The organism is Clostridium thailandense (assembly GCF_019207025.1).
GTDB lineage: Bacteria > Bacillota > Clostridia > Clostridiales > Clostridiaceae > Clostridium_AM > Clostridium_AM thailandense.
The window spans coordinates 1-24771 of the sequence record NZ_JAEEGC010000070.1; the positions used below are offsets into that span (position 1 = coordinate 1).

The 24771-nt window shown below is 29.7% G+C and carries 22 protein-coding genes; 15 read left to right on the forward strand and 7 right to left on the reverse strand.

Going from position 1 to position 24771, the window contains the following annotated elements:
• The first annotated feature begins 664 nt into the window (after positions 1-664).
• A complete protein-coding gene (locus tag I6U48_RS14950) occupies positions 665-2005 on the forward strand; it encodes a CCA tRNA nucleotidyltransferase (protein ID WP_218321274.1) in 1341 nt (446 codons plus the stop codon).
• 324 nt (positions 2006-2329) lie between these two features.
• On the opposite strand, the gene I6U48_RS14955 is transcribed toward I6U48_RS14950, so the two are convergent.
• From I6U48_RS14955 to I6U48_RS14970, 4 genes are all read right to left on the reverse strand, one after another.
• The gene (locus tag I6U48_RS14955) at positions 2330-3016 is read right to left on the reverse strand and encodes a response regulator transcription factor (protein ID WP_218321275.1); all 687 of its coding nucleotides are present in this window, start codon (positions 3014-3016) and stop codon (positions 2330-2332) included.
• Between the two features lie 16 nt (positions 3017-3032).
• The gene (locus I6U48_RS14960; RefSeq protein WP_218321276.1) at positions 3033-4211 is read right to left on the reverse strand and encodes a sensor histidine kinase; all 1179 of its coding nucleotides are present in this window, start codon (positions 4209-4211) and stop codon (positions 3033-3035) included.
• A 122-nt stretch (positions 4212-4333) separates the two neighbouring features.
• Positions 4334-4978 carry a hypothetical protein gene (locus tag I6U48_RS14965; protein WP_218321277.1) on the reverse strand — a complete coding sequence of 215 codons (645 nt, stop codon included), beginning with the start codon at positions 4976-4978 and terminating at the stop codon, positions 4334-4336.
• A gap of 132 nt (positions 4979-5110) precedes the next feature.
• Positions 5111-6304: a nucleotidyl transferase AbiEii/AbiGii toxin family protein gene (locus tag I6U48_RS14970; RefSeq protein ID WP_218321278.1), complete on the reverse strand. Its 1194-nt coding sequence runs from the start codon at positions 6302-6304 to the stop codon at positions 5111-5113.
• 264 nt (positions 6305-6568) lie between these two features.
• Here I6U48_RS14970 and I6U48_RS14975 point away from each other — a divergent pair, with 264 nt between their 5' ends.
• From I6U48_RS14975 to I6U48_RS14990, 4 genes are read left to right on the forward strand one after another with little or no spacing between them, the layout of a single operon-like run.
• Complete coding sequence (locus I6U48_RS14975; RefSeq protein ID WP_218321279.1) at positions 6569-6808, forward strand: SatD family protein; 240 nt, start codon at positions 6569-6571, stop codon at positions 6806-6808.
• A 20-nt stretch (positions 6809-6828) separates the two neighbouring features.
• Positions 6829-7335, forward strand: coding sequence for a hypothetical protein (locus tag I6U48_RS14980; protein ID WP_218321280.1), 507 nt, complete (start codon positions 6829-6831; stop codon positions 7333-7335).
• A gap of 1 nt (position 7336) precedes the next feature.
• The gene (locus I6U48_RS30500) at positions 7337-7489 is read left to right on the forward strand and encodes a DUF3307 domain-containing protein (protein ID WP_218321281.1); all 153 of its coding nucleotides are present in this window, start codon (positions 7337-7339) and stop codon (positions 7487-7489) included.
• Entirely contained in the window at positions 7489-8184 is a 696-nt protein-coding gene (locus tag I6U48_RS14990) for a DUF3307 domain-containing protein (RefSeq protein WP_281421827.1), read from the forward strand. Before I6U48_RS30500 ends, I6U48_RS14990 begins: the two co-directional genes overlap by 1 nt.
• On the opposite strand, the gene I6U48_RS14995 is transcribed toward I6U48_RS14990, so the two are convergent.
• Complete coding sequence (locus tag I6U48_RS14995; protein WP_218321283.1) at positions 8158-8556, reverse strand: SatD family protein; 399 nt, start codon at positions 8554-8556, stop codon at positions 8158-8160. The two genes, I6U48_RS14990 and I6U48_RS14995, sit on opposite strands and share 27 nt — an antisense overlap.
• A gap of 232 nt (positions 8557-8788) precedes the next feature.
• Positions 8789-8914, reverse strand: coding sequence for a hypothetical protein (locus I6U48_RS30125; RefSeq protein WP_281421828.1), 126 nt, complete (start codon positions 8912-8914; stop codon positions 8789-8791).
• A gap of 238 nt (positions 8915-9152) precedes the next feature.
• Between I6U48_RS30125 and argB the strand changes: the two genes are divergently transcribed.
• The 3 genes from argB (at position 9153) to I6U48_RS15010 (ending at position 12055) form a co-directional block, all read left to right on the forward strand.
• On the forward strand, positions 9153-10043 hold the full coding sequence (gene argB, locus I6U48_RS15000) for an acetylglutamate kinase (protein WP_218321284.1): 891 nt from the start codon (positions 9153-9155) through the stop codon (positions 10041-10043).
• Positions 10044-10214: 171 nt separating this feature from the next.
• Positions 10215-10673: a DUF441 domain-containing protein gene (locus tag I6U48_RS15005; protein ID WP_218321285.1), complete on the forward strand. Its 459-nt coding sequence runs from the start codon at positions 10215-10217 to the stop codon at positions 10671-10673.
• 407 nt (positions 10674-11080) lie between these two features.
• Entirely contained in the window at positions 11081-12055 is a 975-nt protein-coding gene (locus I6U48_RS15010) for a polysaccharide deacetylase family protein (RefSeq protein ID WP_246615368.1), read from the forward strand.
• 250 nt (positions 12056-12305) lie between these two features.
• Here the strand turns inward: I6U48_RS15010 and I6U48_RS15015 are convergent, their stop codons facing one another.
• On the reverse strand, positions 12306-13268 hold the full coding sequence (locus I6U48_RS15015) for a 3D domain-containing protein (RefSeq protein ID WP_218321286.1): 963 nt from the start codon (positions 13266-13268) through the stop codon (positions 12306-12308).
• Positions 13269-13971: 703 nt separating this feature from the next.
• Between I6U48_RS15015 and I6U48_RS15020 the strand changes: the two genes are divergently transcribed.
• From I6U48_RS15020 to glgA, 7 genes are all read left to right on the forward strand, one after another.
• Positions 13972-15771 carry an ABC transporter ATP-binding protein gene (locus tag I6U48_RS15020; RefSeq protein ID WP_218321287.1) on the forward strand — a complete coding sequence of 600 codons (1800 nt, stop codon included), beginning with the start codon at positions 13972-13974 and terminating at the stop codon, positions 15769-15771.
• A 17-nt stretch (positions 15772-15788) separates the two neighbouring features.
• Positions 15789-17615, forward strand: coding sequence for an ABC transporter ATP-binding protein (locus tag I6U48_RS15025; RefSeq protein ID WP_312891031.1), 1827 nt, complete (start codon positions 15789-15791; stop codon positions 17613-17615).
• A 414-nt stretch (positions 17616-18029) separates the two neighbouring features.
• Complete coding sequence (locus tag I6U48_RS15030) at positions 18030-18908, forward strand: hypothetical protein (RefSeq protein WP_218321288.1); 879 nt, start codon at positions 18030-18032, stop codon at positions 18906-18908.
• Positions 18909-18989: 81 nt separating this feature from the next.
• Positions 18990-19694, forward strand: a complete 705-nt coding sequence (locus I6U48_RS15035) for a LytR/AlgR family response regulator transcription factor (RefSeq protein WP_218321289.1) — start codon at positions 18990-18992, stop codon at positions 19692-19694.
• 5 nt (positions 19695-19699) lie between these two features.
• On the forward strand, positions 19700-21073 hold the full coding sequence (locus I6U48_RS15040; protein ID WP_218321290.1) for a sensor histidine kinase: 1374 nt from the start codon (positions 19700-19702) through the stop codon (positions 21071-21073).
• A 206-nt stretch (positions 21074-21279) separates the two neighbouring features.
• Positions 21280-23310 (forward strand): 1,4-alpha-glucan branching protein GlgB, encoded by a 2031-nt coding sequence (gene glgB / locus I6U48_RS15045; protein WP_218321291.1) that lies wholly within the window; start codon positions 21280-21282, stop codon positions 23308-23310.
• Between the two features lie 22 nt (positions 23311-23332).
• Complete coding sequence (glgA, locus tag I6U48_RS15050) at positions 23333-24760, forward strand: glycogen synthase GlgA (RefSeq protein ID WP_218321292.1); 1428 nt, start codon at positions 23333-23335, stop codon at positions 24758-24760.
• Positions 24761-24771 lie beyond the last annotated feature (11 nt).

Genomic DNA, 24771 nt, shown 5'->3' on the forward strand with positions numbered 1-24771 from the left:
ATTGCGTTATCAGCATTTGATGAATAATGTTTTTATATATTCAGTAAGAATTGTAAAAAAGATATTGAGGAAACTTTATTATAATGTGATTTACATAAACTTTATAGTTAATGACTTAAGCATAAAAACTAAATAATTTACTATAAGATAAATAAAGACTATATTGATAAGCATTAAGGTATAATTATTATGACTAATGAAGAAGAATGGAAAGCTGTTATTGAAAAAAATTTGACAATTATGATCATTCTATGTTTAAAGATGGGAAACAGCTTGTTGATATGGTATACTTGAAACGGGAACGATAAATTCCAACATGGGTTTAATAAGGATAAAGGCTCGGGAGATATTTTTATAAATGTTTCTATGGGCTTTTTATTTCTGCTTATTTTATAATTATGTGAAAAAATCATTAGTGTGTTTATCTATATAAAATTAATATTGTACAGAGGAGAGTAATTAATTTTAGTATTGTTATTAGAAAATATGAGTTATAATGAAAATATAAGTGTAATAAAATGTAAGAAAAAAATAGACAATAGGGATGCTGAAAATATACCTATGAAAAATATATGGAATATATTTAAGGTAAACAAAGTTTATTCCAATTGAGAATATAGTGGCATAAACAAGTTAATAATGTAAGTTAACGGAGGTATTATCAATGGGAAATAAAAACATTAAAATATATTTACCGAAACAGGTTCAATATATTATTAGTACTTTGCAAAGTAGTAAATATGAAGCTTATATTGTGGGAGGGTGCGTAAGAGACAGCTTGTTAGAAAAAGAGCCTAAGGATTGGGATATAACTACTAATGCATTACCACATTATGTTGTAGAGATATTTAAAGATTTAGGATTTAAGGTAGTTCCCATAGGCATTCAGTATGGAACAGTAACAGTTGTAATTGACAAAGAAAATTTTGAAATAACTACATATAGAAGTCGTAATTCTAATGAAAAAGAAAGTTTTACTAATTCTTTGAAGGAAGATTTGTGTAAGCGGGATTTTACTATAAATGCTATGGCATATAACGATGAGGATGGGTTAATTGATTATTTTAGTGGCTTAGAAAATATTGATAATAAGGTAATTAAATGTGTAGAAAGCCCTTTGGACAGATTCTCAGAAGACCCATTACGAATGTTAAGAGCCTATAGATTTTCAGCAGAACTAAATTTTAATATAGAAAAGCATACAGGAGAATGGATTGAAAAGTTAAGCAGCACTATTAGAATTGTGTCAATAGAACGTATTAGAGAGGAATTTAATAAAATACTTTTGTCAGATAATCCTAAAGAAATTCATAATATTAGTGCTTGTGGATTATTAGGACATTTTATACCAGAGTTTGATATTTGTGAAAAGACTAGCCAAGATAACCCACATCATATTTATACCGTGGGAGAACATATAATTAAAACTGTTGAAAGTATTGAAAAAAAGTTATCCTTAAGACTTACTATGTTTCTTCATGATATATGTAAGCCCCAATGTAAAACTGTTGATGATAAAGGTATAGGTCATTTTTACAATCATGATGAGGTATCCTCTATAAAAGCAGAAGAAATACTTAAAAGAATGAAATATGATAACAAAACAATTGAAAAAGTTACTACTTTAGTTAAGTATCATGATAGGCGAATGGAAGGCAATAAGTCTATAAGAAACTTATTGAGCTTAATAGGAGAGGATAACTTTAGGGAATTGCTAAAGATAAAAGAAGCAGATATGATGGCTCAAAATCCTATTTATTATGAAGAGAATCATAGTAAGTTATTACAAATCGAAAGCAAATTTAATGATATAATTAGATCTAAGCAGTGTTTTACAATAAAAGATTTAGCTGTTAATGGTAAGGATTTATCAGATTTAGGAATGAAAGAAGGAAAAGAGGTAGGAATAGTATTAAATAAATTATTGTCAGTAGTTTTAGAAAATCCAGCAATGAATAATAAGAAAATTTTATTGAATTTGGTAAGAGAAAATGAAATGAATTAAAATATTTTGAAAGAAGAATTTTTAAAGAAAAGGAACGCTAAATAGCCCGAGAGTTGAAAGTGTTATTCCAGCAATAGCAGAGTTATCAAGAATCTGTGATAAACTAGGGGTTTCAAAGATTGCTTTTGCTGACAGTCACACTGAGGCTTCTCCAGAGTTTCAATCCTATCCTGAACATTGTATTAAAGGAAGCTTTGAGGTAGTTAAGCAATTAGACATTAAATAAAATTTTGATAGTGCTGAAGCTTGGAAGCATCTTCCGGAGTGTAAGTCTACTTTCGGCGGTGTATATCTATATACATTATGATACAGCCCCTAGATTTCTTATGAGTTAAATCTGTATCCTGTACCCCAAATAGTTTCAATATACTCAGGGTTTCCAGGGTCTTTTTCTATTTTTTTTCTAAGTTTTTGTATATGCACTGCTACAGTAGCTGTATCGCCGCAGTAGTCTTCACTCCAGATAGTGCTAAATATCTGGTCCTTAGTGAAAACAATATTAGGATTTGAAGCTAAAAAAACTAGCAGTTCATACTCTTTAGTTGTTAGAATAACTTCCTTACCGTTAATAAAAACCTTATGAGAATCTGTTCTTATTTCCATTGCTTTATGAGTAATAACTCCTGTAGTAGTTTTCTTCCCAGAAAGACGTTCATATCTTAGTATATGAGATTTTATCCTTGCAACTAATTCAGCAGGGCTGAAGGGTTTGGTCAAATAATCATCTGCGCCAAAGCCTAACCCTCTTATTTTATCTATATCGTCATTTTTTGCAGATACAATTATAATTGGAATTTCGAATTTGTCTCTGATTTCTTTGACTATTTCATATCCATCTTTACCAGGCAGCATAAGATCCACCACAACAACATCGTAAACACCAAGCAAGGCTTTTTTAAAACCGGATAATCCATCAGATTCTACGTCAACCTTGTAGCCATTTAGTTTAAGATAATCTCTTTCTAATTCTGCTATGTTATTGTCATCTTCAATTATTAAAACCTGCTTCACAAAAATCATTCCTTTCTTAAATTGCGATAGGAAGCTTTAGAGTAAAAGTACTTCCTTTTCCAAAGGTGCTTGAAACAGATATATTCCCACCATGAGCTTCTATGAGTTCTTTAGCAATTGCCAGGCCAAGACCTGTACTCATTAAATCTTTTGTTCTTTCCTTATCTATACGATAAAATCTGTCAAATACATAAGGAAGTTTATCCTCTGATATGCCAGGACCATTATCACTAATATCAATTCTTATGTGGTTTTCTTCACGTGTTAATTCTATAGAAATAATTAAATTTTTTTCACAGCCATACTTTACTGCATTTCCTATGATATTTCTTATAGTTTGGTATATCCTTTTACCGTCTATGTTAACTTTTAGATTTTCTTCGACTTTATCAATAAAACTAAAATTAATATTTTTTTCTTTTAAAATAAAACTAAACTCTTCCATCATATCCTGCATAAAGGGTTTTATACTTACTTCTTCAAATTTTAAATCAAGTTTTTGCATATCTAATTTTGAAAATAGAAATAAATCATCAATAAGCCTATTTATATATTCTATATTATTACGAATAGTTTTAAGATAATTGTCTACTGTAGCAGGTGAGGTAGCTACTCCGTCTAGTAAGGCTTCTACATACCCATTTATTGAAGTTATGGGAGTTTTTAAGTCATGAGATATATTTGCTATAAGAGCTTTTCTGTTTTCCTCATATTCCCTTTTCAAATTTTCGCCTTGCTGTAATTTCTCAGCCATTTTATTAAATTCATCAATTAAAATTCCAATTTCATTATAAACATCTTTTTTAACTCTTACTTCGTAATTTCCTTGAGAAATTTGTTCAACTCCAATTTTTAGACTTTCAATAGGCTTTAATATTCTCTTTTCTAACCGCCAGTATATATAAAGATGTGCTATTTCTTTGGCTGTAAATATTATTGCAAAAAATAAAGTTATGGCTTTAACACCTACTACCTTAAAGATTAAGTAGATTATAAATATATTGATAAATAAAGCAGCAGGACGAAGCCATATTAAATATTTGTGACATAGTCGAAATTCATTTCTATGTTTATGATGTTTTTCATGAATTTTATGATGAACTTTATGTTTTATAACATGAAGTCCATGAATTTTTCTATGAAATTCATGCGGATCTTTGTGGTTTCTATTGTTATGCTCTTTCCTAATACTCATAAATATCACCTTTAAAATGTAGTTATATTAATATTAACATAATAGCATAATACTTAAAACAATGGGGCCGTCGAACTACAGATACCCCCAGTAGAAAGTGTGACAGCCCCATAAAAATATAGTTACCAAGCTAAGTTTAGAGAAGCATTAAGACTATTTTCTCCCTTAGCTACAATTTCTATTTTTTCAACTTCATTATTCTTATTAACGCATACATTTAATACAGCATCATTATTTGCATTAAATATGAAATCTTTTATGCAAGCGCAATGCTTATGATGCTCACCCATATTTTGCTCACAAAAGTCTTTATGGTGTTTATCCCAATCCTTATGTTGTTCTTTAAATTCTCTAATTATTTCTTTTAGTTCTAATGATAATATTGATTTATCATTCTGTTCCTCAATTTTAAGACTGTTTAAAATATTAAGCATAAAAGTGACTTTTGAAAGTTTTGCTTTTATACTGCCATGATCGCAGCTCATTCCATGGTGATGTGGGTGCATATGATGGTGAAATTTGTGGTGCTTACAGTTTTTTACATTAAATTCTGTAGTACTTTCATGTTTACTTTTGTTTTCATCAAAATTTGATTCACTGTTTATTTTAATTTTTGTTTCTCCAGTAGCTGTATTAGCAGAGAATTCATTGGAAAAGGATAATACTTTTGTTCCGATTTTTACTGCTTCTACATTAATGCTGCCATTGAATAATTCCTTTTCTTTCATAGTTTTGAATACATCATATAAAACTTTAATCTTGTTCATTAAAATGACCTCCTTAAATTTCAGGGATATGATGTTTACATATCCTTATCTGTTATGAGTTCATTATAAAAACAGAGATTAAAAATCTTTTAAAGTAATTTTAAAAATTTTATAAAGAATTATAAAATAATTTTAAAAAGGTTTCATATTAGTTAAGATATAATCCAAATAAATAAGTCTTAATGGATGCCCCGTGCCTTCTAAATTAAGAAAAGGAGCTTTTGAATTAATTCGTGACTTTAAGGATCTTTTAAAGGAACGCCTTTCTTTTTTACCTAAAGATTTGTAATAGTCAAACTCGCTAATAACTACATTTATTCCTTCTAGTTTAGAGTAATTTTTCTTAGATATATAATCCTTTAGAGAGAATACCCATATGTATATATATAATGCCATTATACTCCACATGTCGGTATTAAGAAGTTGTCTATTCTCTTTTGTCATTGAGACTTCCTGAAACCTAAGAATTTGTATTGGAAGTTCTGAGCAGTTATTCATTAAGCTAAGAGTAGCCACATCATATGTAGTGCGTAGTATGTCATCTAAAAGTGTATCTATATCAATAGGCTTAGCATTCTTCATGTTTATTTCAGCGTCTAAGCTTTCTTTAAATCTCTCCGAAACTATTTTAAAACTTTTGAGATCACTATAAGTATTTATAAGGCAATATAAATCGTATATGTTTTTGTAAATTTTGTCCAGCTGTTCTCTTTGAAGTCCTGAAAGGTTAGGAGACAAGGTTAGAAATTTATCACTAATGGTTGAATACTCATCAATTACAATAGGTGAATAAGATAACTCAAGTCCTAATGTTTCAAGCTTAGAGAGCTTGGTGGTATGAAGTTTCTCTATATCTAAAAATAAAAAATCTAGTTTAAGTCCTGGATAGCGTTTTCTTTTCCAAGAACTAAATACAAAGGGCATATAAAAAATAAAAGTCATTATAGGTAGAGTTCTGCCATGAAGTCTTACATCCTTTGGAATATATTCCTTATAACTGCAATGAATTCCAACTTTATTAAAATCATCTTTGATTGAATACATGACTTTTTCAAGTTCTCTTCTAGATAAATTTGTAGCACAATCTATATCGGCAGTTAGCCTTTGAAACTCCAGAGGAAGGTGTAATTGTGTTGAGGCACCACCTTTTAGAATACATCTGTTTTTTATTCTTTTTTGTATCTGAGAATGAAGTTCGTATACCCAGATATGATCTTCAAGAGCGTAGTTATTCAATATACCAAGATTTCTTGATACTGATTTAATATATCCTCTTGTAAAATTATTTGAGGGATGAGAAAGTATAGTTTTTTTATTTCTCGCCAAAATGTTAGCCTCCTCATCAAAAGTTCAATTGTTAAAAAATATATATAATTATTGTTACAAATTAATTATAACTTAACCGATATGAAATAATATATAAATATTACTACTGTTAGGTAATAATGTCAATTTAGGTATCTGGATTACATAATCTTTTTCAGATAGCGTTTAGGTAGGATAGAAAATGGTAATTATATTAATTAATGTGGTATAATTTTTATAGGTAAAATTATATTAATATATAAAATATTTCAAGGTGAGGTTACGATGGGAGTATTTGCTGTTGTAAATATAGATATAGCTGGATCAAGAAAGTTAAAGGATAGAAAGGTTTTACAAGAGGATTTAAGGGCTTATATACAAAAGCTAAATTTAGAACTTAAGGACATATTGCTAACGCCTATGAGAATTACGTTAGGAGATGAGTGGCAGGTTGTTTTAAAGGAGCCTAATAAAAGTTATTATATTATAAATAGATTTCAAAGCCATTTAAGGAAAAAAATATAAGCATATATGCTGGAATTGGAATGGGTGATATTAGCACTAATGTATATGATAATACAGCATCTATGGACGGTGAGTGTTTCATTAAAGCAAGAGAAGCTTTAAATGTATCAAAAAATAAAAATAGATATTATAATAGAGAATTAAATAGCAAGAAAAATAATATATATTTTAATGCTGAAGAAATTTCTTTTGAGAATGAATTTATGAAAAAAGCATCTATGTTTAGCGAGGTAGCATTTACTACTAGTTGCGAAAAAGAATATGATTTATCCATAAACAAGGTTATTAATACTATAATTGAGAATAATGAAGTACTAAAAGATAAGATAACAGATAAACAGCTAGAAATAATAGAATTATATGAAGAATTTGGCTCATATAATAATATAATAAAACAGAGGTCAGAGATATCGAAAGCAGACATAAGTCAAAAGCTAAATGTTTCTAATTACTTTGTAATTAATAATAATAATTTTATTATCGAAAATTTAATCGCTTCATACTGCAGAATGAGGAAAGGTAGTTAAAATGTATTTAAGGATTGTTTTACTGCTTATTATAAGTCATTTAATTGGTGATTTTGTTTTTCAAAATCAATATATAATAAATATGAGATTTAGTAAAAGTTTTAAATATAGCATAGTTGGTAATTTAATGCATAGCTTTGTTCATTTTTTTTAATGTCGCTTATTTATATAATATATTGCAGCTTACACGAACCTTTAAAGCACGATTATATATATTATTATAAAATATTTGCTTATATAACATTTTTGCATTTCATAATAGATGAAGTGAAAAGCTATATAGTTAGAATAAAACCATCTTTTGAAAATAGTACCGGTCTATTTATAATAGATCAGTTAGTTCATATTTACATAATAATTTTATTTTCATTTAATTTAAATTTAAAATATGTTTTAAATTCACTGTATAAGGTCATGAAAAGTTATCCCTATAATATTAGCATTTTAGATAGGTGGCTTATAGTAGGAATTATTTTTTTATCATGTACTTTTGGTGCTGGAGTTTTCATACGTCAATATATTCAAGCTATAAATCTAAAGATATATAAAAAGCTTATAGATAAAAAATTTGTAATAGTTAAAACCTCAAAAGAAGTAGATATTGGAAGTCCAAATGGTGGATTTATAATCGGAATGTTAGAAAGAGTTTTTATACTTTTGGTTATGGCAATTGGACAACCATCTATGGCAGGCTTTGTGCTTACCGCAAAATCAATTGCAAGATTTAAAAAAATGGATGATAGTGGTTTTGCCGAGTATTTTATCATCGGTACCTTCATAAGTTTTATTTTTGCAATTTTTGGCGGAATAATAATAAAAACACTACAAGTTATTCCAGTTATCAAATAGAACTACTAAAGGTAAATTGTTTCGTTTAGCATATTTTAGTGCCTCTCTAGCTCTATAGAAAGATGGACCGTCTAATTGATTTACTGTTAGTTCAAAATTATGAATGCATATTTCTCCGATGCCTATTCCAGCATAAAACTGTATATCGGGTAGGAACTGTTTAAAAAAATCTAGTAGTCTTTTATAGTTACAAGGATATTTTAAGAGCCCTTGCCATTCATCACCTGTTGTTATCAAAAATGGAGACGCAATTACATTTTCAAATTTCATATTAGTCTTTTTTAGCATATCGATAAGTTTGTATTGCAATTCCTCTCTATTTTTAAGTTTTCTAGAGGATTTAATATCACAAATTAAGGTACAATATAACATAAGCACCTCCAATTTAATGAGTAAATGTTTTAAACTTAACTCTGTAGAAGTTAAAGATTAAACCTTTACTTGCATATTACTCATATCATAATAGGATGTTTCATTAATTATAATATGAATAATGTAAATAAGTGTGATAGCTTTTATTGTCTCAGAAAAATGTTAATATACCGTGGTTTAAGGCCTAAAAGTCTGGCACCTATAGTATCGCAAGCTACAGGGTCAGAGGAAGCTAAAACTGAATTGATTCCTTTAGGTATTCCATTGGAAGATAGTCAAGAGCTTCTCTTATTGCTTGAGGTTCATCAGCATTTTTTCCGACACCAACTATTGTGCTCTTTAATTTTCTTTCTCTCATGAATAATCACTTCAAACCTATTTTTGTATAATGTCTTAATTTATGAATTATATAAAAAATATTTTAATTAATGCATGGATTTTTTTTATTAATGTAGTATAATATATATTAGTAAAAAAGTATATATATACATATGGTTTGTTTTTGATTATTGAAATTTCGATAGTTTAAAGAGAAAGCAGCAATGAATATATGTATATTTATAAATAAAAATATATTTAGTAAGAGGTGCAGAAATATGTTTAACGGAATTGGAGAAAAAAATATTAAAAAGGCAGAGATATTAGTACAGGCATTGCCATATATTCAAGAGTTTTATGGTAAGACAATAGTTGTTAAGTATGGTGGAAATGCAATGATAAATGATGAATTAAAAAACTCTGTAATTAAGGATATAGTTATGTTAAATTGCGTTGGAATAAAAGTAGTAGTAGTCCATGGAGGAGGCCCAGAAATTAATAATGTCCTAAATAAGATGGGGAAAGAAGGACAGTTTATAAATGGACTTAGAGTAACAGATAGAGAAACTATCGATGTTGTACAGATGGTGCTAGCAGGAAAAGTTAACAAAGATATAGTAGCACTAATCAATAAGATGGGAGGCAAAGCTATTGGTTTATCAGGTATAGATGGAAACTTGCTTATGGCAGAGAAGCTTGAGAAAACTGATGAAATAGACCTTGGATATGTAGGTCAGATAACTGGTGTAAACAAAGATATAATAGAACATAATTTTAATGGTGGATATATACCAGTTATATCGACTGTAGCTCTAAACAAGGAAGATGGACAAGTGTATAATATAAATGCCGATTATGCCGCTGCAAGAATAAGTATTGAACTTAATGCAGAAAAATTAATACTTCTTACAGATGTTCCAGGTATACTCAGAGATGTTACTGATCCAGAAAGTCTAATATCTGAAATAAATGCAGATGATATAGCTCAACTTATAGATAGAAAAATAGTAAGCGGAGGAATGATTCCTAAGATAGAATGTTGCTTAGAAGCCATAAGAGGAGGAGTAATTAAAACACACATTATTGATGGAAGACTCCCTCATTCTATACTTTTAGAATTGTTTTCAGAAGAAGGCGTAGGAACTATGATAACTAATGAAGAAGTATAGACAAGGATTAATAAGATAGAATCTTGAGCCCCTCTGGAAATTAGGAAAATTTTGTTTTATTATTAGGTATATAAGAATAATATTTTATGTAGAATAATAAAATTTAAATTGAAGATTATATGCTAACATTGGTTAGCATAGGAAAGTTATCTTATTCTGGGGGGAGTTAAATTGGAATCTACTATTATATTGCTGGCGGTGCTAGTTGCTGCAGTTTTAGGAAAGGCTAATTCTGTGGCAGTTGCAACCTGTGTACTTTTAATGCTTAAGCTTTTAAATATTGATAAATATACTTTTCCTAAAATTGAAGCTAACGGAGTGTTTTGGGGGTTAGTATTACTTACTGCTGCTATTTTAATTCCAATTGCAAATGGAAAGGTTACTTTTAACAATATTAAAAGTATTTTTACATCTTGGGTTGGAATGAGTGCTTTGCTACTTTCCCTTTTCACTACCTACTTGAGTGGACTAGGATTACAATATCTAACTGTTCAGGGACATGGTGATGTAATGCCAGCTATGATTTTAGGAGCAGTAATTGCGGCGGCTTTTTTAGGGGGAGTTCCAGTAGGACCTTTAATTACTTCAGGAATTCTTGCATTAGGTATAAAATTATTTCACAGGTTGTAATAAGTATAAACTACTTTTTGGTGTGGTTATTTATAAAGTCTTTCCCTATATTCAATATAGGGAAGGGCTTTTTTGTTGAATCACTAGAAAAATATATGGATTTCTAATTCAGCGCTAGTAAAAGAAATATACAAGTTTTAAGGATAAATACTCATAAAATGGATAAAAATAAGAATTGTTTGTTTTGAAAAATTTTTATAATTATGTAGAAATAGTTCATTTATTAGATTTTTTTTAAAAGTGAATTCGAAACTGTTGTAATAATATTGTAACAATTTTGTAACAACAGTTATCAATTTTGTAACATCTTGACGTATTTAATTTGATATAATATTTATATAGGAAATTATAAGATATAGACCACTTTTATAAAGAAATAAAGTTAACTTAGGATTGGAGAATGAGCGATGCAAGATATAATTCGAAGGAGAAACATTAAAAGAAGAAAAAATAAAATTAGAAAGCGTAGAATAAGGACAAGTATGTTCATTATAGCTTGTATAGCTTGTGCAGCAGTGTCCATAAAAATGATATATAAATCTAAGAATTCGAATAATATAAAAAATAATAATGCAGTAACAAGTTCCGTAGATAAATCTAAAGAGAATCAGGTTAATGTAGCAGGAACTAAAAATGAAGCTGAATCAAATTCAGTAAAGCAAGCAACAAGTAGTAATAGTACTCAAGATAAAGCTGAAGTGAAAAGTGAAGTTAATAATCAGGGGGTTAATGTTGAACAAGCCCTTGTTGAAGATGGCAAAAAAACTGCTTATTTAACTTTTGATGATGGACCATCTGTTACTGTAACTCCTAAAATATTGGATACATTAAAGCAGTATAAAATTAATGGTACTTTTTTTGTACTTGGCTCTAATATAGAACAAGGTGAAGAAAGTAAAGAAGTATTGAAGCGAACTTTTGAAGAGGGGAATTCAATAGGTAATCACAGCTATACCCACAATTTAAAAAAGTTATATCCTCATAATAGAGTTAATGTGGATTATTTTATGGAGGAATTGGACAAGACAAACAAATCACTACAAAATGTTCTTGGACAAGATTTTAATACGAGAATTATAAGAATGCCTGGTGGATATATATCTAGACAATATTATAAAGATCCTAATTTATCTGCATTTAATGCTAAGCTCAAAGAGAAAAATATGTGTTATATAGATTGGAACGCATATGATTTTGATTCAGAGGGCAAGTGGAAAAATTCAGAGCAATTATTAGAAGAGGTAAAATCAAGTGTAGGAGATAAACAAAAAGTTGTTATACTAATGCATGATACTTATGGCAAGGAGGAAACAGCCAAGGCACTTCCTAAAATCATAGAATATTTAAAAAATCAAGGGTATGAATTTAAAACCTTGAAATAACTTTAAAGCATGCAAAAGCAAGTATATATTAAAAAGCTTAGGGAAGTATCTAGATCCCACGGCCGAAAGTAAACTTATGCTCCGGGAGATGTTATCAAGCTTCAGCACTATAAAAGCTTCTAAGATTTTCTAAAATACTTCGCTAAGAATGATAAAAAAGTTTTTATATGTGCCTTCAGCTTTGGTAACATCCCCCTGCGTATAAGTTTACTTTCTGGTGTGGGTATCTATAAAATTACTGCCCTAAGCTTTAATTGATTATATAAACCTTGACGGACCTTCTTCCCCAACCTTGAGCTTCAGATTCAGAATGGAAGAATACATCGATTAAGTTTCCTTTAATCGCTCCACCAGTATCTTCTGCAACAGCATAGCCATAGCCTTCTACGTAAACTGTGGAACCAAGAGGAATAACTCTAGGATCAACAGCTATTGTACTATATCCGCCAGAATTTCTTTTAGTTGCGGTACCAGATGCTGTAACTCCATCACCTGAATAAGCGGTTGCTTCCATAGATAATACTCTTGAATATGAAGAAGAACTTGACATACCACGAGATAATGTCACACCTTTAGAACTTCTGCTATCACGGGCAGCAGACGAGGCCATTAATTGCTGTTCTTTTTCATTTGCCTTACTGAGAAGTTCTTTTTGTTCTTTTATTTCCTTATTCAATTTAGATAAAGTTCTTTCGTTAATTGCCTTTAAAGCTTCTAATTTGCTATTTTCATAACTTAAGGCATCTTTTTGATTAGATATAGCTTGCTGTTTGTCTCTTAGCTTGTTTAGCATTTTATTATCAAAACTCACTACTTTTGAAACCATATCTGTTTTTGACATGAAATCACTTAAACTGTTCGAACTAAGAATTACTCCTAGATAGCTATCTACACCATTTATGTACATAGCCCTTGCTCTTTTTTTAAATAATTCACTTTGAGCTTGAGAATCTTTTTCTGCAGCATCAAGTTTGACTTGATTATCCTTAATGTCTTTAGCAATTTTGTTCATACTTTTTTTATTAATATCTACTTTTGTAATTACTTCATCTATTTGCTTGTCCAAGTTTGCAACTTTTGATTGTAATTGCTTTTTATTATCTTGAACTTGTTTTAATGCATCCAATGTATTACCTGATGCTGCAAAAACGTTGCCGCTTACAATAATAACTAAAGTTATTACCATAATAGCGCATAGTCTTTTTTTATTCAATTTCACTTCCTCCTTAAGATAGTTATTAAGTTATTTTATGTATTAAACTTAATAATATATTTTATTATACCATTAAAGTATAGGCAATTTCAAATTTGCAATAAAACTTGGAATGTATTCCATTATAAGTAATATAAATTGCAGCATTTTAAAACGGAAAAGTATTTAAAACTTGCAAGGTTTTAAGGGAACAATTCTAATTAGTGCAAAAAGAGTAATAAAAAAATAAAATAGTATATTGAACTTTTTTCAGTTAAGGTATAAAATGGATAGTAGGTTCTTACCTAAACTATTAAAAATAAGGAGGTCGTCAATATGTTTAGAAAAACAATATTTTTAGCTGTGGATTTAGATGTAAAACTATATAAAGTAAATATGTACGACCTTGGTGAAATTAGTTTTTGATAGAATAAACAGTGATTGAAGAAAAAAGCCATGGGTTTGTGCCTATGGTTTTTATAATGATTTAGATTATCATATACTGGGGAAATTCTGCTCTAAAGGTATATGAAAATGTGTTTTTAAAAGCCGTAGAAAAATTTTTCTGCGGCTTTTTATATTATAAAAGGAGTGATTGTTATGAGAAAAAAAGAGATTAATGAAAAAAATAAAGGCTTGAATTTTACATTTTACACCTGACAGAGCAATATAGATACCAACGGTTGACAGTTAACTTATATACACAGTTGAAAGGAGATATATAATGAGGAAAGTTATAGAGCTTACTAAAGGAAGCAGAATTTTATATATGGTAGCAATAATAGCTATTGGAATTGCTTCTTTTATAGCAATGTTAGAACCTATGATAATTAGGGTCACTATAGACTCGGTTATTGGAAATAAACCTATAAATGTCCCCCCAAGTGTTGAAAGACTACTGCAAAGTATAGGGGGAAGAGAGATACTAGGAAGAAATCTATGGATATGTTCTTTAGCTCTAGTAAGCTTAACTTGTGTTAGAGGAGTTTTTCTCTACTTAAAAGGCAAGCTTTCAGCACAGGCTGCTGAAAATATGGCAAGAAGTATGAGAGTTAAATTATATGACCATATTCAAAAGCTTCCTTATGGATATCATGTAAAGTCAGAGTCAGGAGACTTAATTCAAAGATGTACATCAGATATAGATACAGTGAGAAAATTCTTTGCGATTCAGATGGTTGAAATAGGAAGAGCAGTTTTCATTGTAACTTTTGCTATAGTTATGATGAGCTCATTAAATAAAAAAATGACATTAATTGCTATGTCTGTTGTACCTATAATATTTATATTTTCTTTAATATTCTTTAATAAAATTCAGCATAACTTCATTAGAGCCGATGAGCAGGAAGGTGCACTTACTTCTGTGCTAAGAGAAAATTTAACTGGAGTTAGGGTAGTAAAAGCTTTTGGAAGGCAAAACCTTGAAATAGAGAAGTACGAAAGAGAAAACAAAAAATATAGAGATTATATTTATAAGATAATTCATTTGTTGTCAAATTACTGGGCAACATCAGATTTTCTTTGTACTATTCAAATAGGTTTAGTGCTTATATGCGGCATATATTTTACAGTCAGTGGAGAAATGAGTCTTGGAACCTTAGTAGTATTTATAACTTATGAAACTATGCTTCTTTGGCCAGTAAGACAGCTTGGTAGAATTTTATCAGATATGGGAAAGATGACAGTTTCTATAGGAAGGATATGGGAGATACTACAAGAACCGGAAGAGAAAGAAACAGGTAAGGCGCTAAAGCCTGAAATTAGAGGAGAAATATGCTTTGAAAATGTTACTTTTGAGTATGAGCAAGGAACTCCTGTGGTTAAAGATATAAGCTTCAAGATAAACAAAGGAGAAACTGTAGCAGTAGTAGGACCAACTGGTTCAGGAAAATCTTCATTAGTACACCTTCTATTAAGACTTTATGATTATGATAAGGGATCTATAAAAATAGATGGAATAGAACTTATGGATATAGATAGAAAATGGGTAAGAAGTAAAGTAGGAATGGTTCTTCAAGAATCTTTTCTCTACTCAAGAACCATTAGGGATAATATAAAAATATCCAAGTTAGATGCAGATGATGCAGAAGTAAAAACTGCAGCGTCTATGGCAGCAGTTCACGGCGTAATAACTTCCTTTGAAAAAGGATATGACACCATAGTAGGAGAAAATGGAGTAACTTTATCCGGAGGTCAGAGACAGAGGGTTTCTATAGCAAGGACACTAATAAAGAACCTTCCTATACTAATCTTTGATGATTCTTTAAGTGCAGTAGATGCAGAAACAGATAAAATAATAAGGCAGAAGCTTAGAGAAAAAAGCAAAGGAGTTACTACTTTTATAATATCTCATAGAATATCAACTGTTATGGATGCAGATAAAATTATAGTTTTAAATAAAGGAAGGATTGAAGCCATAGGTACCCATGAGGAATTGATAAATAAAGATGGAGTATACAAGAGAATTTGGGAAATACAAAATTCTATAGATCTTGAAGAGGAAGATGCAGCTTGTAATGAATAACTTAGGAGGTGATTTTAGTGGAAAGAATCGATGAATATAAAATAACAGAAAAATTTAATTTGAGTATTTGGAAAAATTTCTTTAAATATCTGTATGAGTTTAAAAAAGGTCTTTTTATAATGGCTTTTCTTATGATTATAGTTGCAGGTATAGATGCTGTGCTGCCCCTTTTAACTAGATACGCTATAGACAATTTTATTGCAAAGAATACTACTGAGGGCTTAAATACTTTTGCTATAGTTTATTTTGGAATATTTGCTTTTCAAGCGTTGAATGTTAAATTTTTTATAATGCAAGCAGGAAAAATAGAGACAGATTTAGCCTATCATATAAGACAATTAGGCTTTAAAAGATTGCAGCAACTATCCTTTTCGTACTATGATAACGCTTCAGTGGGATGGTTAATGTCAAGAATGACCTCAGATGTAACAAGACTTAGTGAAATAGTTTCCTGGGGATTAATTGATATGGTTTGGGCTGTAGCAATGATGATAGGGTTTGTAGCTATAATGTTATATAACAACGTAGAATTAACACTTATAAGTATGGGTGTAGTTCCTGTATTATTTTTTATAGGGATGTTTTTTCAAAGAAAAATTTTAAAATCCTATAGGAAGGTTAGAAAATTAAATTCACAGATAACAGCGGATTTTAGTGAAGAGGTAGCAGCTGCAAAGACCACTAAGACTTTAGTGCGGGAAGATGAAAATTTAAGAGAGTTTAAAAAAGATGCAGATAGCATGAGATACTCATCAGTTAGAGCAGTGATATTTTCATCATTATTTCTACCTATAGTTATATCTATGGGAAGTATTGGAACAGGTTTAGCACTTTGGTTTGGCGGCAATAAAGTAATTACAGAAGCTTTAACTTATGGTACCTTTGTAATGTTTATTTCCTATACTATACAGTTTTTTGATCCTCTAAGCAGATTAGCAGAAACTTTAGCAGAAATGCAAAATGCTCAAGCTTCCGCAGAAAGGGTAATAACTCTTATAGAAACTGAGCCAGATATATGGGATGAGAAGAGTGTAATAGAAAAGTATGGTGATTTATTTAACGCTAAAAAGGAAAACTGGGAAGAGATTCATGGAGATATAGAATTTAGAAATGTAAGTTTCTCTTATAAAAATGGAGAAAGAGTACTTCAAAATTTTAATTTAAAGATTAAAAAAGGAGATACTATAGCGTTAGTTGGAGAAACAGGATCAGGAAAGAGTACTATTGTAAATCTGCTATGTAGATTTTACGAGCCGAATAGTGGAGAAATATTAATCGATGGAAAAGATTATAGGAAGAGATCTCTTTTATGGCTTCAATCAAATTTAGGTTACGTTCTTCAAAGTCCACATTTATTCAGCGGAACTATTAAGGATAACATTAGATATGGAAAACTTGATGCTAAGCAAGAAGAGATTGAAAAAGCAGCAAAATTAGTAAATGCTCATGAATTTATTATGAATATGGAAAAAGGATATGATACAGAGGTAGGTGAAGGAGGAGGAAACTTATCTACCGGAGAAAAACAACTTATTTCTTTTGCTAGAGCAATTATAGCAAATCCAGCTATTTTTGTATTGGATGAAGCAACTTCCTCTATAGATACAGAAACAGAAAAAATGATAGAAAATGCTATAGAAAAAACTTTATCAGGAAGAACAAGCTTTATAATTGCTCATAGGTTGTCTACTATAGTATCAGCAGACAAAATTCTGGTTATAAGAAAAGGAAAAATAGTAGAGAATGGAAATCATAAGGAACTTTTAAGAAGAAAGGGATATTATTATAGGCTGTATACTAATCAATTACTTCAGGAGAAAGAATTAGAGAGTAAAAGAATATAATTAGATTATAGAAGCTGTCGCACTATAGATTTTCACCACCGAAAGTTGACTCATAGGCAGAGAGATGTTTCTAAGCTTCAGCACTATAAAAATCTTTTATCAATCTAAAGCTCAACATTTAGAAAATCTAAGAAGTATTTATAAACTCGTACCTCAAATATATAAATACTTTTAAGATTTTCTAAAATGTTTCGCTAAGATTGACTAAAAAGTTTTTATATGTGCCTTCAGCTTTAAGAACATCTCCTTGCCTATGAGTTAACTTTCTGGTGCTGTTTTCTATAGTGAGACAGTTCTTTTTTAATCCATTTATTACATTTTAAAGACCAGTTGCTACAATTTAATTAATTTAAAAAGATAGATTACGATATAAAAGACATAGAGAAATTTTAATAAAGAGGAGGAGATATGTACATGAATATAGCTAGTTCATCGCAAAATAGTATTGGACCATCAAAGTCAAGTTATCAAACTAAAGCTAAGTTAAATGAAAACAATTTAAATAAAAATGAAAAACGTTCAGGAAAGGGTGTTAAAAAAACTATAGGTAATTCTTTGAAAATAAAGAAAAATAAGATTTTGGAAAACTTGATGGAACAAAAATCTAATTTGATGGATAGAAAAAAAAGTATAATGGAAAACGCTTCAAAAATCAATGAAGATCCAAGAACTACAAAGGATAAAATTGAAGAAGTTGATAAGCAAATTGAAGAAATTGATAAACAAATAAGTAAAATTCAGATTGAAGATCAGCGTAAGGCTCTTGGAACTGAAGATAAGGATAAAGATAAAAAAGCTAAAAAGAAGTCTAATAAAAGTCCTTCAAGTGATGCAGAGGCAAATAAATCATCAGAAGAATTGAATAACATTTTAAGCTTATCAGGTAGTTTAGCAGAGGTTGCAACCATAAATTCACAAAAAAAATTAAGGACAGGGGAATTAAATGTTTTAGAAGCTGAAATAAGTTTAGATAGGTCAAGAGGACGTGATACTACAAAAAAAGAAAAACGTTCTTCTGAATTGAAGGAAAGCATTGAAAACCTTGATGGAAAAATTGGTAAATCTTTAGGAAAGGTAAATAATAAAATTAAAGAAAATATAGAAAGTGACAGTAAAAATACTGATGTTAATGAGAATGAAAAGACTCAAAGTACAAAAAATAATGGAAATAGCAAACTATCAAATAAAGCACTTATAAAACAGAAGAAAGATTCGCATAATATTAAACAATATGATGATAACAAAGATGGCAAAGATAAAGAAGATGGGGAAAAAATAGATGTAACTGCGTAGAACTTTTATAACATACATTTGTTCTTTGGGAACCTTATCCAAAGAATAAATGTATGTTATAATCATTTTTGAGGTGATTTTATGTTGAAAATAGCTGTTTGTGATGATGAAGATACTCAAAGAAAAGAAATAGCGAGTATGATTGATAAAGTTTTAAATTTAGATTACAAAAGTTATAAAATATTCCAATTTATAAATGGGGAACAGCTGGCGGTGTCGCTGTTAGATTTTGATATATATTTTTTAGATATACAAATGGACAATCTAAATGGAATAGAAATAGCAAAAAAAATTAGAAGAGAAAATGAAAATGCAATTATTATATTTATAACAGGCATTAAGGATTATGTGTTTGATGCTTTTGATGTAAGAGCTTTTCATTATATTCTAAAACCAGTGGATGAAAAAAAGCTTAAAGAGATTTTACATTTAGCATTAAAACAGTTTGATAAGGAAGACAAATTTATCATAGCTAAAACAATAAAACAGACAAATAAAATCTTTCTTAGGGATATAATGTACATTGAATCAGAAGGAAGAAAGTTAAAAGTACATACTGTTAATGATGTAATTGAGTACTATCATAAGTTATCTGAACTTGAGCAGAAGCTTTGTGAGTGTAATTTTTTTAGATGTCACAAAAGCTACATTGTGAATTTGAAGTATGTTGACAGCTATGATAATACTTCTGTAGTGCTGAAAAATTCGGATAAAATATACATTTCTAAATATAAATTAGGTGATTTCTCCAAAGCTTTTATGTATTATTTAAAAGACGAGGCATAATGAAAATGGAAAAACAACAGATTAACGAGATAGTCATTTTTTTATCATCATATTCTACATTACCTATTCAATATGCGGTTGAATACTATTTTTATAGGAGATTTTTAGGCTTTAAAAATAAAGTTTGGACATTTATCTTAAGTGCTTTATTAATGACAATTATCGATTATATTATGATGAAAACAACATTTGAAATATCTAGAATAATTACAGCTGATATAATCTGGATCGCAATTATATCTTTTTTGTGTTATGGAAGTTTTTTGATCAAGTTTTATGCAGTTATTGTTATAAACACAATATCTGTACTTATTAGTTTAACTTTTTTAACCTTTGATTTTTGGGCTTTACCAAGAGCGCATAATTTCAATATGTCCTTTGAAAGTCATATGATTGTTAATATTGTAGACATTATTGCTATAGATCTTATACATATTATAATATTGTTTCTATTTTTAAAAAGCATTTCTAAATTATTAAATTTAAAAGAAAAAGTATTAAATTTATATGAGAGTTTGTATTTATTAATACCATGCTTAGCAATTTATAGCTTTTCACTTATTTTTTATTATATTCAATCAATTAGAATTGAAAATAAGAAGTATTATCTGCCATACATTTTTCCTAAGCTTTATTATGCACTTCCTTTTGTAAGTGCTGCTCTACTAATGGCAATACTGATTGTAGCCTATACCTTTAAAAAGATGCTTGAAGGAGAAGAAGAACAGCAAGAAAATATTCTTATGAATCAACAATTTAAATTGCAACTTGCACATAGCAAAAATATTGAGGACATTTATAGTGAAATAAGAAGTGTAATACATGATACGAATAATCATCTTGCATGCTTAAGAAGTTTAGCGGAGGCTAATAATATGGAGGCTGTAAAGCGATATCTTCATAATATTGGAAAAACAGTAGAAAGGCTTGATTTTACAATAAAAACAGGTAACCCTATAGCAGATGCGGTTATAAATGAAAAATGTAACATAGCAAGAAATGAAGGGATAGGGTTTAAATGTGATTTTATTATGCCTAAAGAGAGTTTAATAGAACCCATGGATTTATGTATTGTTTTAAGCAATGCTTTAGATAATGCAATTGAGGCTTGCAGAAAAGTCAAGGATAACAATATTTCTAAAAAAATATGCATAAAATCTTTTATTAGGAATAGGTATTTGATAATGGAAATTTCTAATACCAATATAGATAGGCTTCATTATGTTGAAGGCACTATCATTAGTACAAAGCAAGATAAACTTAATCATGGCATTGGTATATCTAATATTAAAACGGCCGCCAGTAAATATAATGGAACAGTAGATGTAGTGGAAGAAAACAACAAATTTGTTATTAATATTATGTTTAGGATAAGATAATAAATAACGAGATATAATGCAGTTTTTCTATAGAATACATAACAAATTAAGGTGAATTGTATAAGAGGAAACATTTTCATCTTAAAATTACGTAACTATCCTGCAATTATGAATATTATTAATAATTCTAGAAGGTAAAAGGAAAGTTTTGTAGAATTAATGAATAAATAGCAATATTTTTATTATTTTTTTAAGGGGTAAAAGGTATGAGGGTAAAAAATAAGGTAAAGGCAAGTGGTTTAAGAATTAAGGAAACAAGTGATAGAATCAGTAAGCGTAAAATTAAAAGCAATAAACCTTTTATATCAAATTATGATATTCACCTTTTCCATGAAGGGACCCACTATAAGTGCTATAGTTTTATGGGAGCACATTATGTAAGAGAAGGAATACTATGGGGAGTAAGATTTACTACATGGGCTCCGAAGGCCAAAGAAGTGAGGGTTGTAGGTGAATTTAACAACTGGGAATCTAAAGAAAAACACTCTTTTAAAAGATTGACTAAGGAAGGTTTATGGAGTTTATTTGTTCCAGGATTAAAAGAAAATTTTATTTATAAATATGAAATAACTCATGAGAATGAAAAAAAGGTCTTAAAGGCAGATCCTTATGGGACCTATAGTGAGAAAAGACCCAATACGGCCTCTAGATTTTTAAAAAAATTAAGCTTTATATGGAAAGATAAAAAATGGTTAGAACATAGAAAATTCCAAAATATGTATGAAAGCCCAATAAACATTTATGAAGTACATTTAGGTTCATGGAGAAGAAACAAAGATGGAGAGTTTTTAAATTATAAAGAAATAGGAGAAGCATTAGCTTCTTATGCTAAAAGTATGGGATATACTCATGTAGAGTTAATGCCAATAATGGAACACCCTTTAGATGATTCGTGGGGATATCAGCTAACTGGATATTATTCTGTTACCAGCAGATACGGAGACATATATGATTTTAAATACTTAGTAAATATTCTGCATAAGGCAGGTATAGGAGTCATACTGGATTGGGTTCCAGGACATTTTTGTAAGGATGAACATGGACTTTATAGATTTGATGGGACACCTACCTATGAATATTCAGATATGAATAAATCAGAAAACAGGGGGTGGGGAGCTGCAAATTTCGATTTAGGAAGACCAGAAGTAAAAAGTTTTCTTATATCAAATGCACTATTTTGGCTTAGGGAATATCATGTTGATGGATTAAGAGTGGATGCAGTAGCAAATATGCTTTATCTTGATTATGATAGAAAACAGGGTGAATGGACACCAAACAAATACGGCGGCAATGAAAATCTTGAAGCTATACAATTCTTCAAAGAATTAAATACTGCTCTATTTAGAGAATTCCCAAACCTATTAATGATTGCAGAAGAATCCACTTCATGGCCTATGATAACTAAACCATCTAATATAGGTGGTTTAGGCTTTAATTTTAAATGGAATATGGGATGGATGAATGATGTCTTAGAATATATAAGTATGGATCCATTGTATAGAAAGTATAATCATAATTATGTAACTTTTTCTATGATGTATAACTACTCTGAAAATTTTATATTGCCAATATCTCATGACGAGGTAGTACATGGCAAGAAATCTTTAGTAAATAAAATGTGGGGGAATTATAAGGATAAGTTCTCGGGTTTAAGGGTGTTTATGACTTATATGTTTACCCATCCTGGCAAAAAAACTACATTTATGGGAACGGAGTTTGCCCAATTTATAGAATGGAGACATTATGAAGAATTGGAGTGGAACCTTATTGAAGAGGTTGAAATGAACAGAATAACCCATAGTTTCTTTAAAAACTTGAATAGACTATATAGAGAAGAGAAGGCTCTATGGATATATGATCACAAACCAGAAGGATTTCAGTGGATAGACGCAGATAACTCTAATCAAAGTATTATAGTTTTTATAAGAAAGACAAACAAACCAAAAGAAACTTTAATAGTTATGTGTAATTTTACTCCTGTTAGTTATTCAAATTATAAAGTTGGTGTTCCATATTTAGGAGAATATGAGGAGATTTTTAATACAGACAGTAAAGAATATGCAGGATCTGGACAGTTAACGAAAAGCATAATTCAATCAAAAGATGAACCTTGGCATAACCAGCTTTATAATATGAAAATTGATATACCACCAATGGCAGCAATTATATTTAAAGCTAATAAAATTCATGAAATGAAGATAAATAGAAGTGAAGAAAAAGATAAACAGCGGTATTAAAAAGTGAAGGAGGATTGAGCAAATGAAAATATTATTTGTAGCGTCAGAAGCGGAGCCTTTTATAAAAACAGGTGGTTTGGCAGATGTAGCCCAGGCACTTCCTAAATACCTTGAAAATTTGGACATAGAAGTCAGAGTTGTAATACCAAAATACAAAAATATAAAATATGATCCTAAATATACGGTGAGCTTTAAAAAGAGTTTTACAGTACCTGTAGGTTGGAGAAATCAATACTGTGGAGTATTTGAAGCTGAAGTGGAGGAAGTTAAATACTATTTTATAGATAACGAGTATTACTTCCTGAGGGATACTTTATACGGACACTATGATGATGGAGAGAGATTTGCATTTTTTGATAGAGCAGTGCTTATGATGCTAAAGGAACTAGATTGGAAGCCAGATGTTATACATTGTAATGACTGGCATACGGGAATGATACCTGTATTATATAAACTTCAATATGAAAAAGAAGATTTTTATAAGAACATAAGGGTGCTATATAGCATACATAATATATTATTCCAAGGAAATTATGATCCAAAGATACTTGGTGAACTTTTCGGATATAGCGAAGATATATACAAAAATGGTAGTGTAGAGTTGAATGGCGCAGTAAGCTTTATGAAGGGTGGAATAAATTATAGTGATAAAATATCCACTGTTAGCACTACCTATGCTAAGGAACTTCAAACTCCTCAATTTGGAGAAAAATTAGATGGTCTACTGCGAAGAAGAGCAGCCGATCTTTCAGGAATAGTAAATGGAATAGATTATGATATTTTCAACCCAGAAAAAGACGATTTAATATATAAAAAATACAGTAAGTATAACTTAAAGGACAAGGGATTTAATAAAAGGAAGCTCCAGATGGAACTTGGACTTAGAGTAAGTGAAAATACTCCTATGATTGGAATAGTTTCAAGACTAACTCCACAAAAAGGAATGGATTTAGTGAAGGAGATAGGAGAGGAATTTTTAAAGAGAGATATACAGTTAGTTGTATTAGGTACTGGTGACAGTGAATACGAAGATTATTTTAGATATCTTGGGAAAAAATATCCAGACAAAGTGTCTGCAAATATATTTTTTGATAATTCACTGTCGCATAAGATATATGCAGCTTCGGACATATTCCTAATGCCATCTTTGTTCGAACCTTGCGGACTAGGTCAGCTCATAGCACTTAGATATGGAACATTGCCTATAGTAAGAGAAACTGGTGGGTTAAGAGATACTATTAAGCCATACAATAGGTTTACAGGAGAAGGAAATGGCTTTAGTTTTACCTACTATAATGCACATGATTTGTTTTATGTAATGGAAATGACCCTGCAATACTATAAGAATAAATATCTTTGGAAAACAATAGTTATCAAAGCTATGGAAAGTGACAATAGTTGGAACAAATCTGCTAAGAGGTATAAAGAATTATATGAAAGTATGTTTTAGAATACCTTAAC

Bases quoted from the DNA above. Each gene is read 5' to 3' on its own strand.
- I6U48_RS15035 (WP_218321289.1), top strand. From the start codon at position 18,990: ATGTTGAAAATAGCTGTTTGTGATGATGAAGATACTCAAAGAAAAGAA.
- glgB (WP_218321291.1), top strand. From the start codon at position 21,280: ATGAGGGTAAAAAATAAGGTAAAGGCAAGTGGTTTAAGAATTAAGGAA.
- I6U48_RS15010 (WP_246615368.1), top strand. From the start codon at position 11,081: ATGCAAGATATAATTCGAAGGAGAAACATTAAAAGAAGAAAAAATAAA.
- I6U48_RS30500 (WP_218321281.1), top strand. From the start codon at position 7,337: ATGTATTTAAGGATTGTTTTACTGCTTATTATAAGTCATTTAATTGGT.
- I6U48_RS30125 (WP_281421828.1), bottom strand. From the start codon at position 8,914: ATGAGAGAAAGAAAATTAAAGAGCACAATAGTTGGTGTCGGAAAAAAT.
- glgA (WP_218321292.1), top strand. From the start codon at position 23,333: ATGAAAATATTATTTGTAGCGTCAGAAGCGGAGCCTTTTATAAAAACA.
- I6U48_RS14960 (WP_218321276.1), bottom strand. From the start codon at position 4,211: ATGAGTATTAGGAAAGAGCATAACAATAGAAACCACAAAGATCCGCAT.
- I6U48_RS15030 (WP_218321288.1), top strand. From the start codon at position 18,030: ATGAATATAGCTAGTTCATCGCAAAATAGTATTGGACCATCAAAGTCA.
- I6U48_RS14980 (WP_218321280.1), top strand. From the start codon at position 6,829: ATGGGTGATATTAGCACTAATGTATATGATAATACAGCATCTATGGAC.
- I6U48_RS14975 (WP_218321279.1), top strand. From the start codon at position 6,569: ATGGGAGTATTTGCTGTTGTAAATATAGATATAGCTGGATCAAGAAAG.
- I6U48_RS14950 (WP_218321274.1), top strand. From the start codon at position 665: ATGGGAAATAAAAACATTAAAATATATTTACCGAAACAGGTTCAATAT.
- I6U48_RS14995 (WP_218321283.1), bottom strand. From the start codon at position 8,556: ATGTTATATTGTACCTTAATTTGTGATATTAAATCCTCTAGAAAACTT.
- I6U48_RS14990 (WP_281421827.1), top strand. From the start codon at position 7,489: ATGTCGCTTATTTATATAATATATTGCAGCTTACACGAACCTTTAAAG.
- argB (WP_218321284.1), top strand. From the start codon at position 9,153: ATGTTTAACGGAATTGGAGAAAAAAATATTAAAAAGGCAGAGATATTA.
- I6U48_RS15040 (WP_218321290.1), top strand. From the start codon at position 19,700: ATGGAAAAACAACAGATTAACGAGATAGTCATTTTTTTATCATCATAT.
- I6U48_RS14965 (WP_218321277.1), bottom strand. From the start codon at position 4,978: ATGAACAAGATTAAAGTTTTATATGATGTATTCAAAACTATGAAAGAA.
- I6U48_RS15020 (WP_218321287.1), top strand. From the start codon at position 13,972: ATGAGGAAAGTTATAGAGCTTACTAAAGGAAGCAGAATTTTATATATG.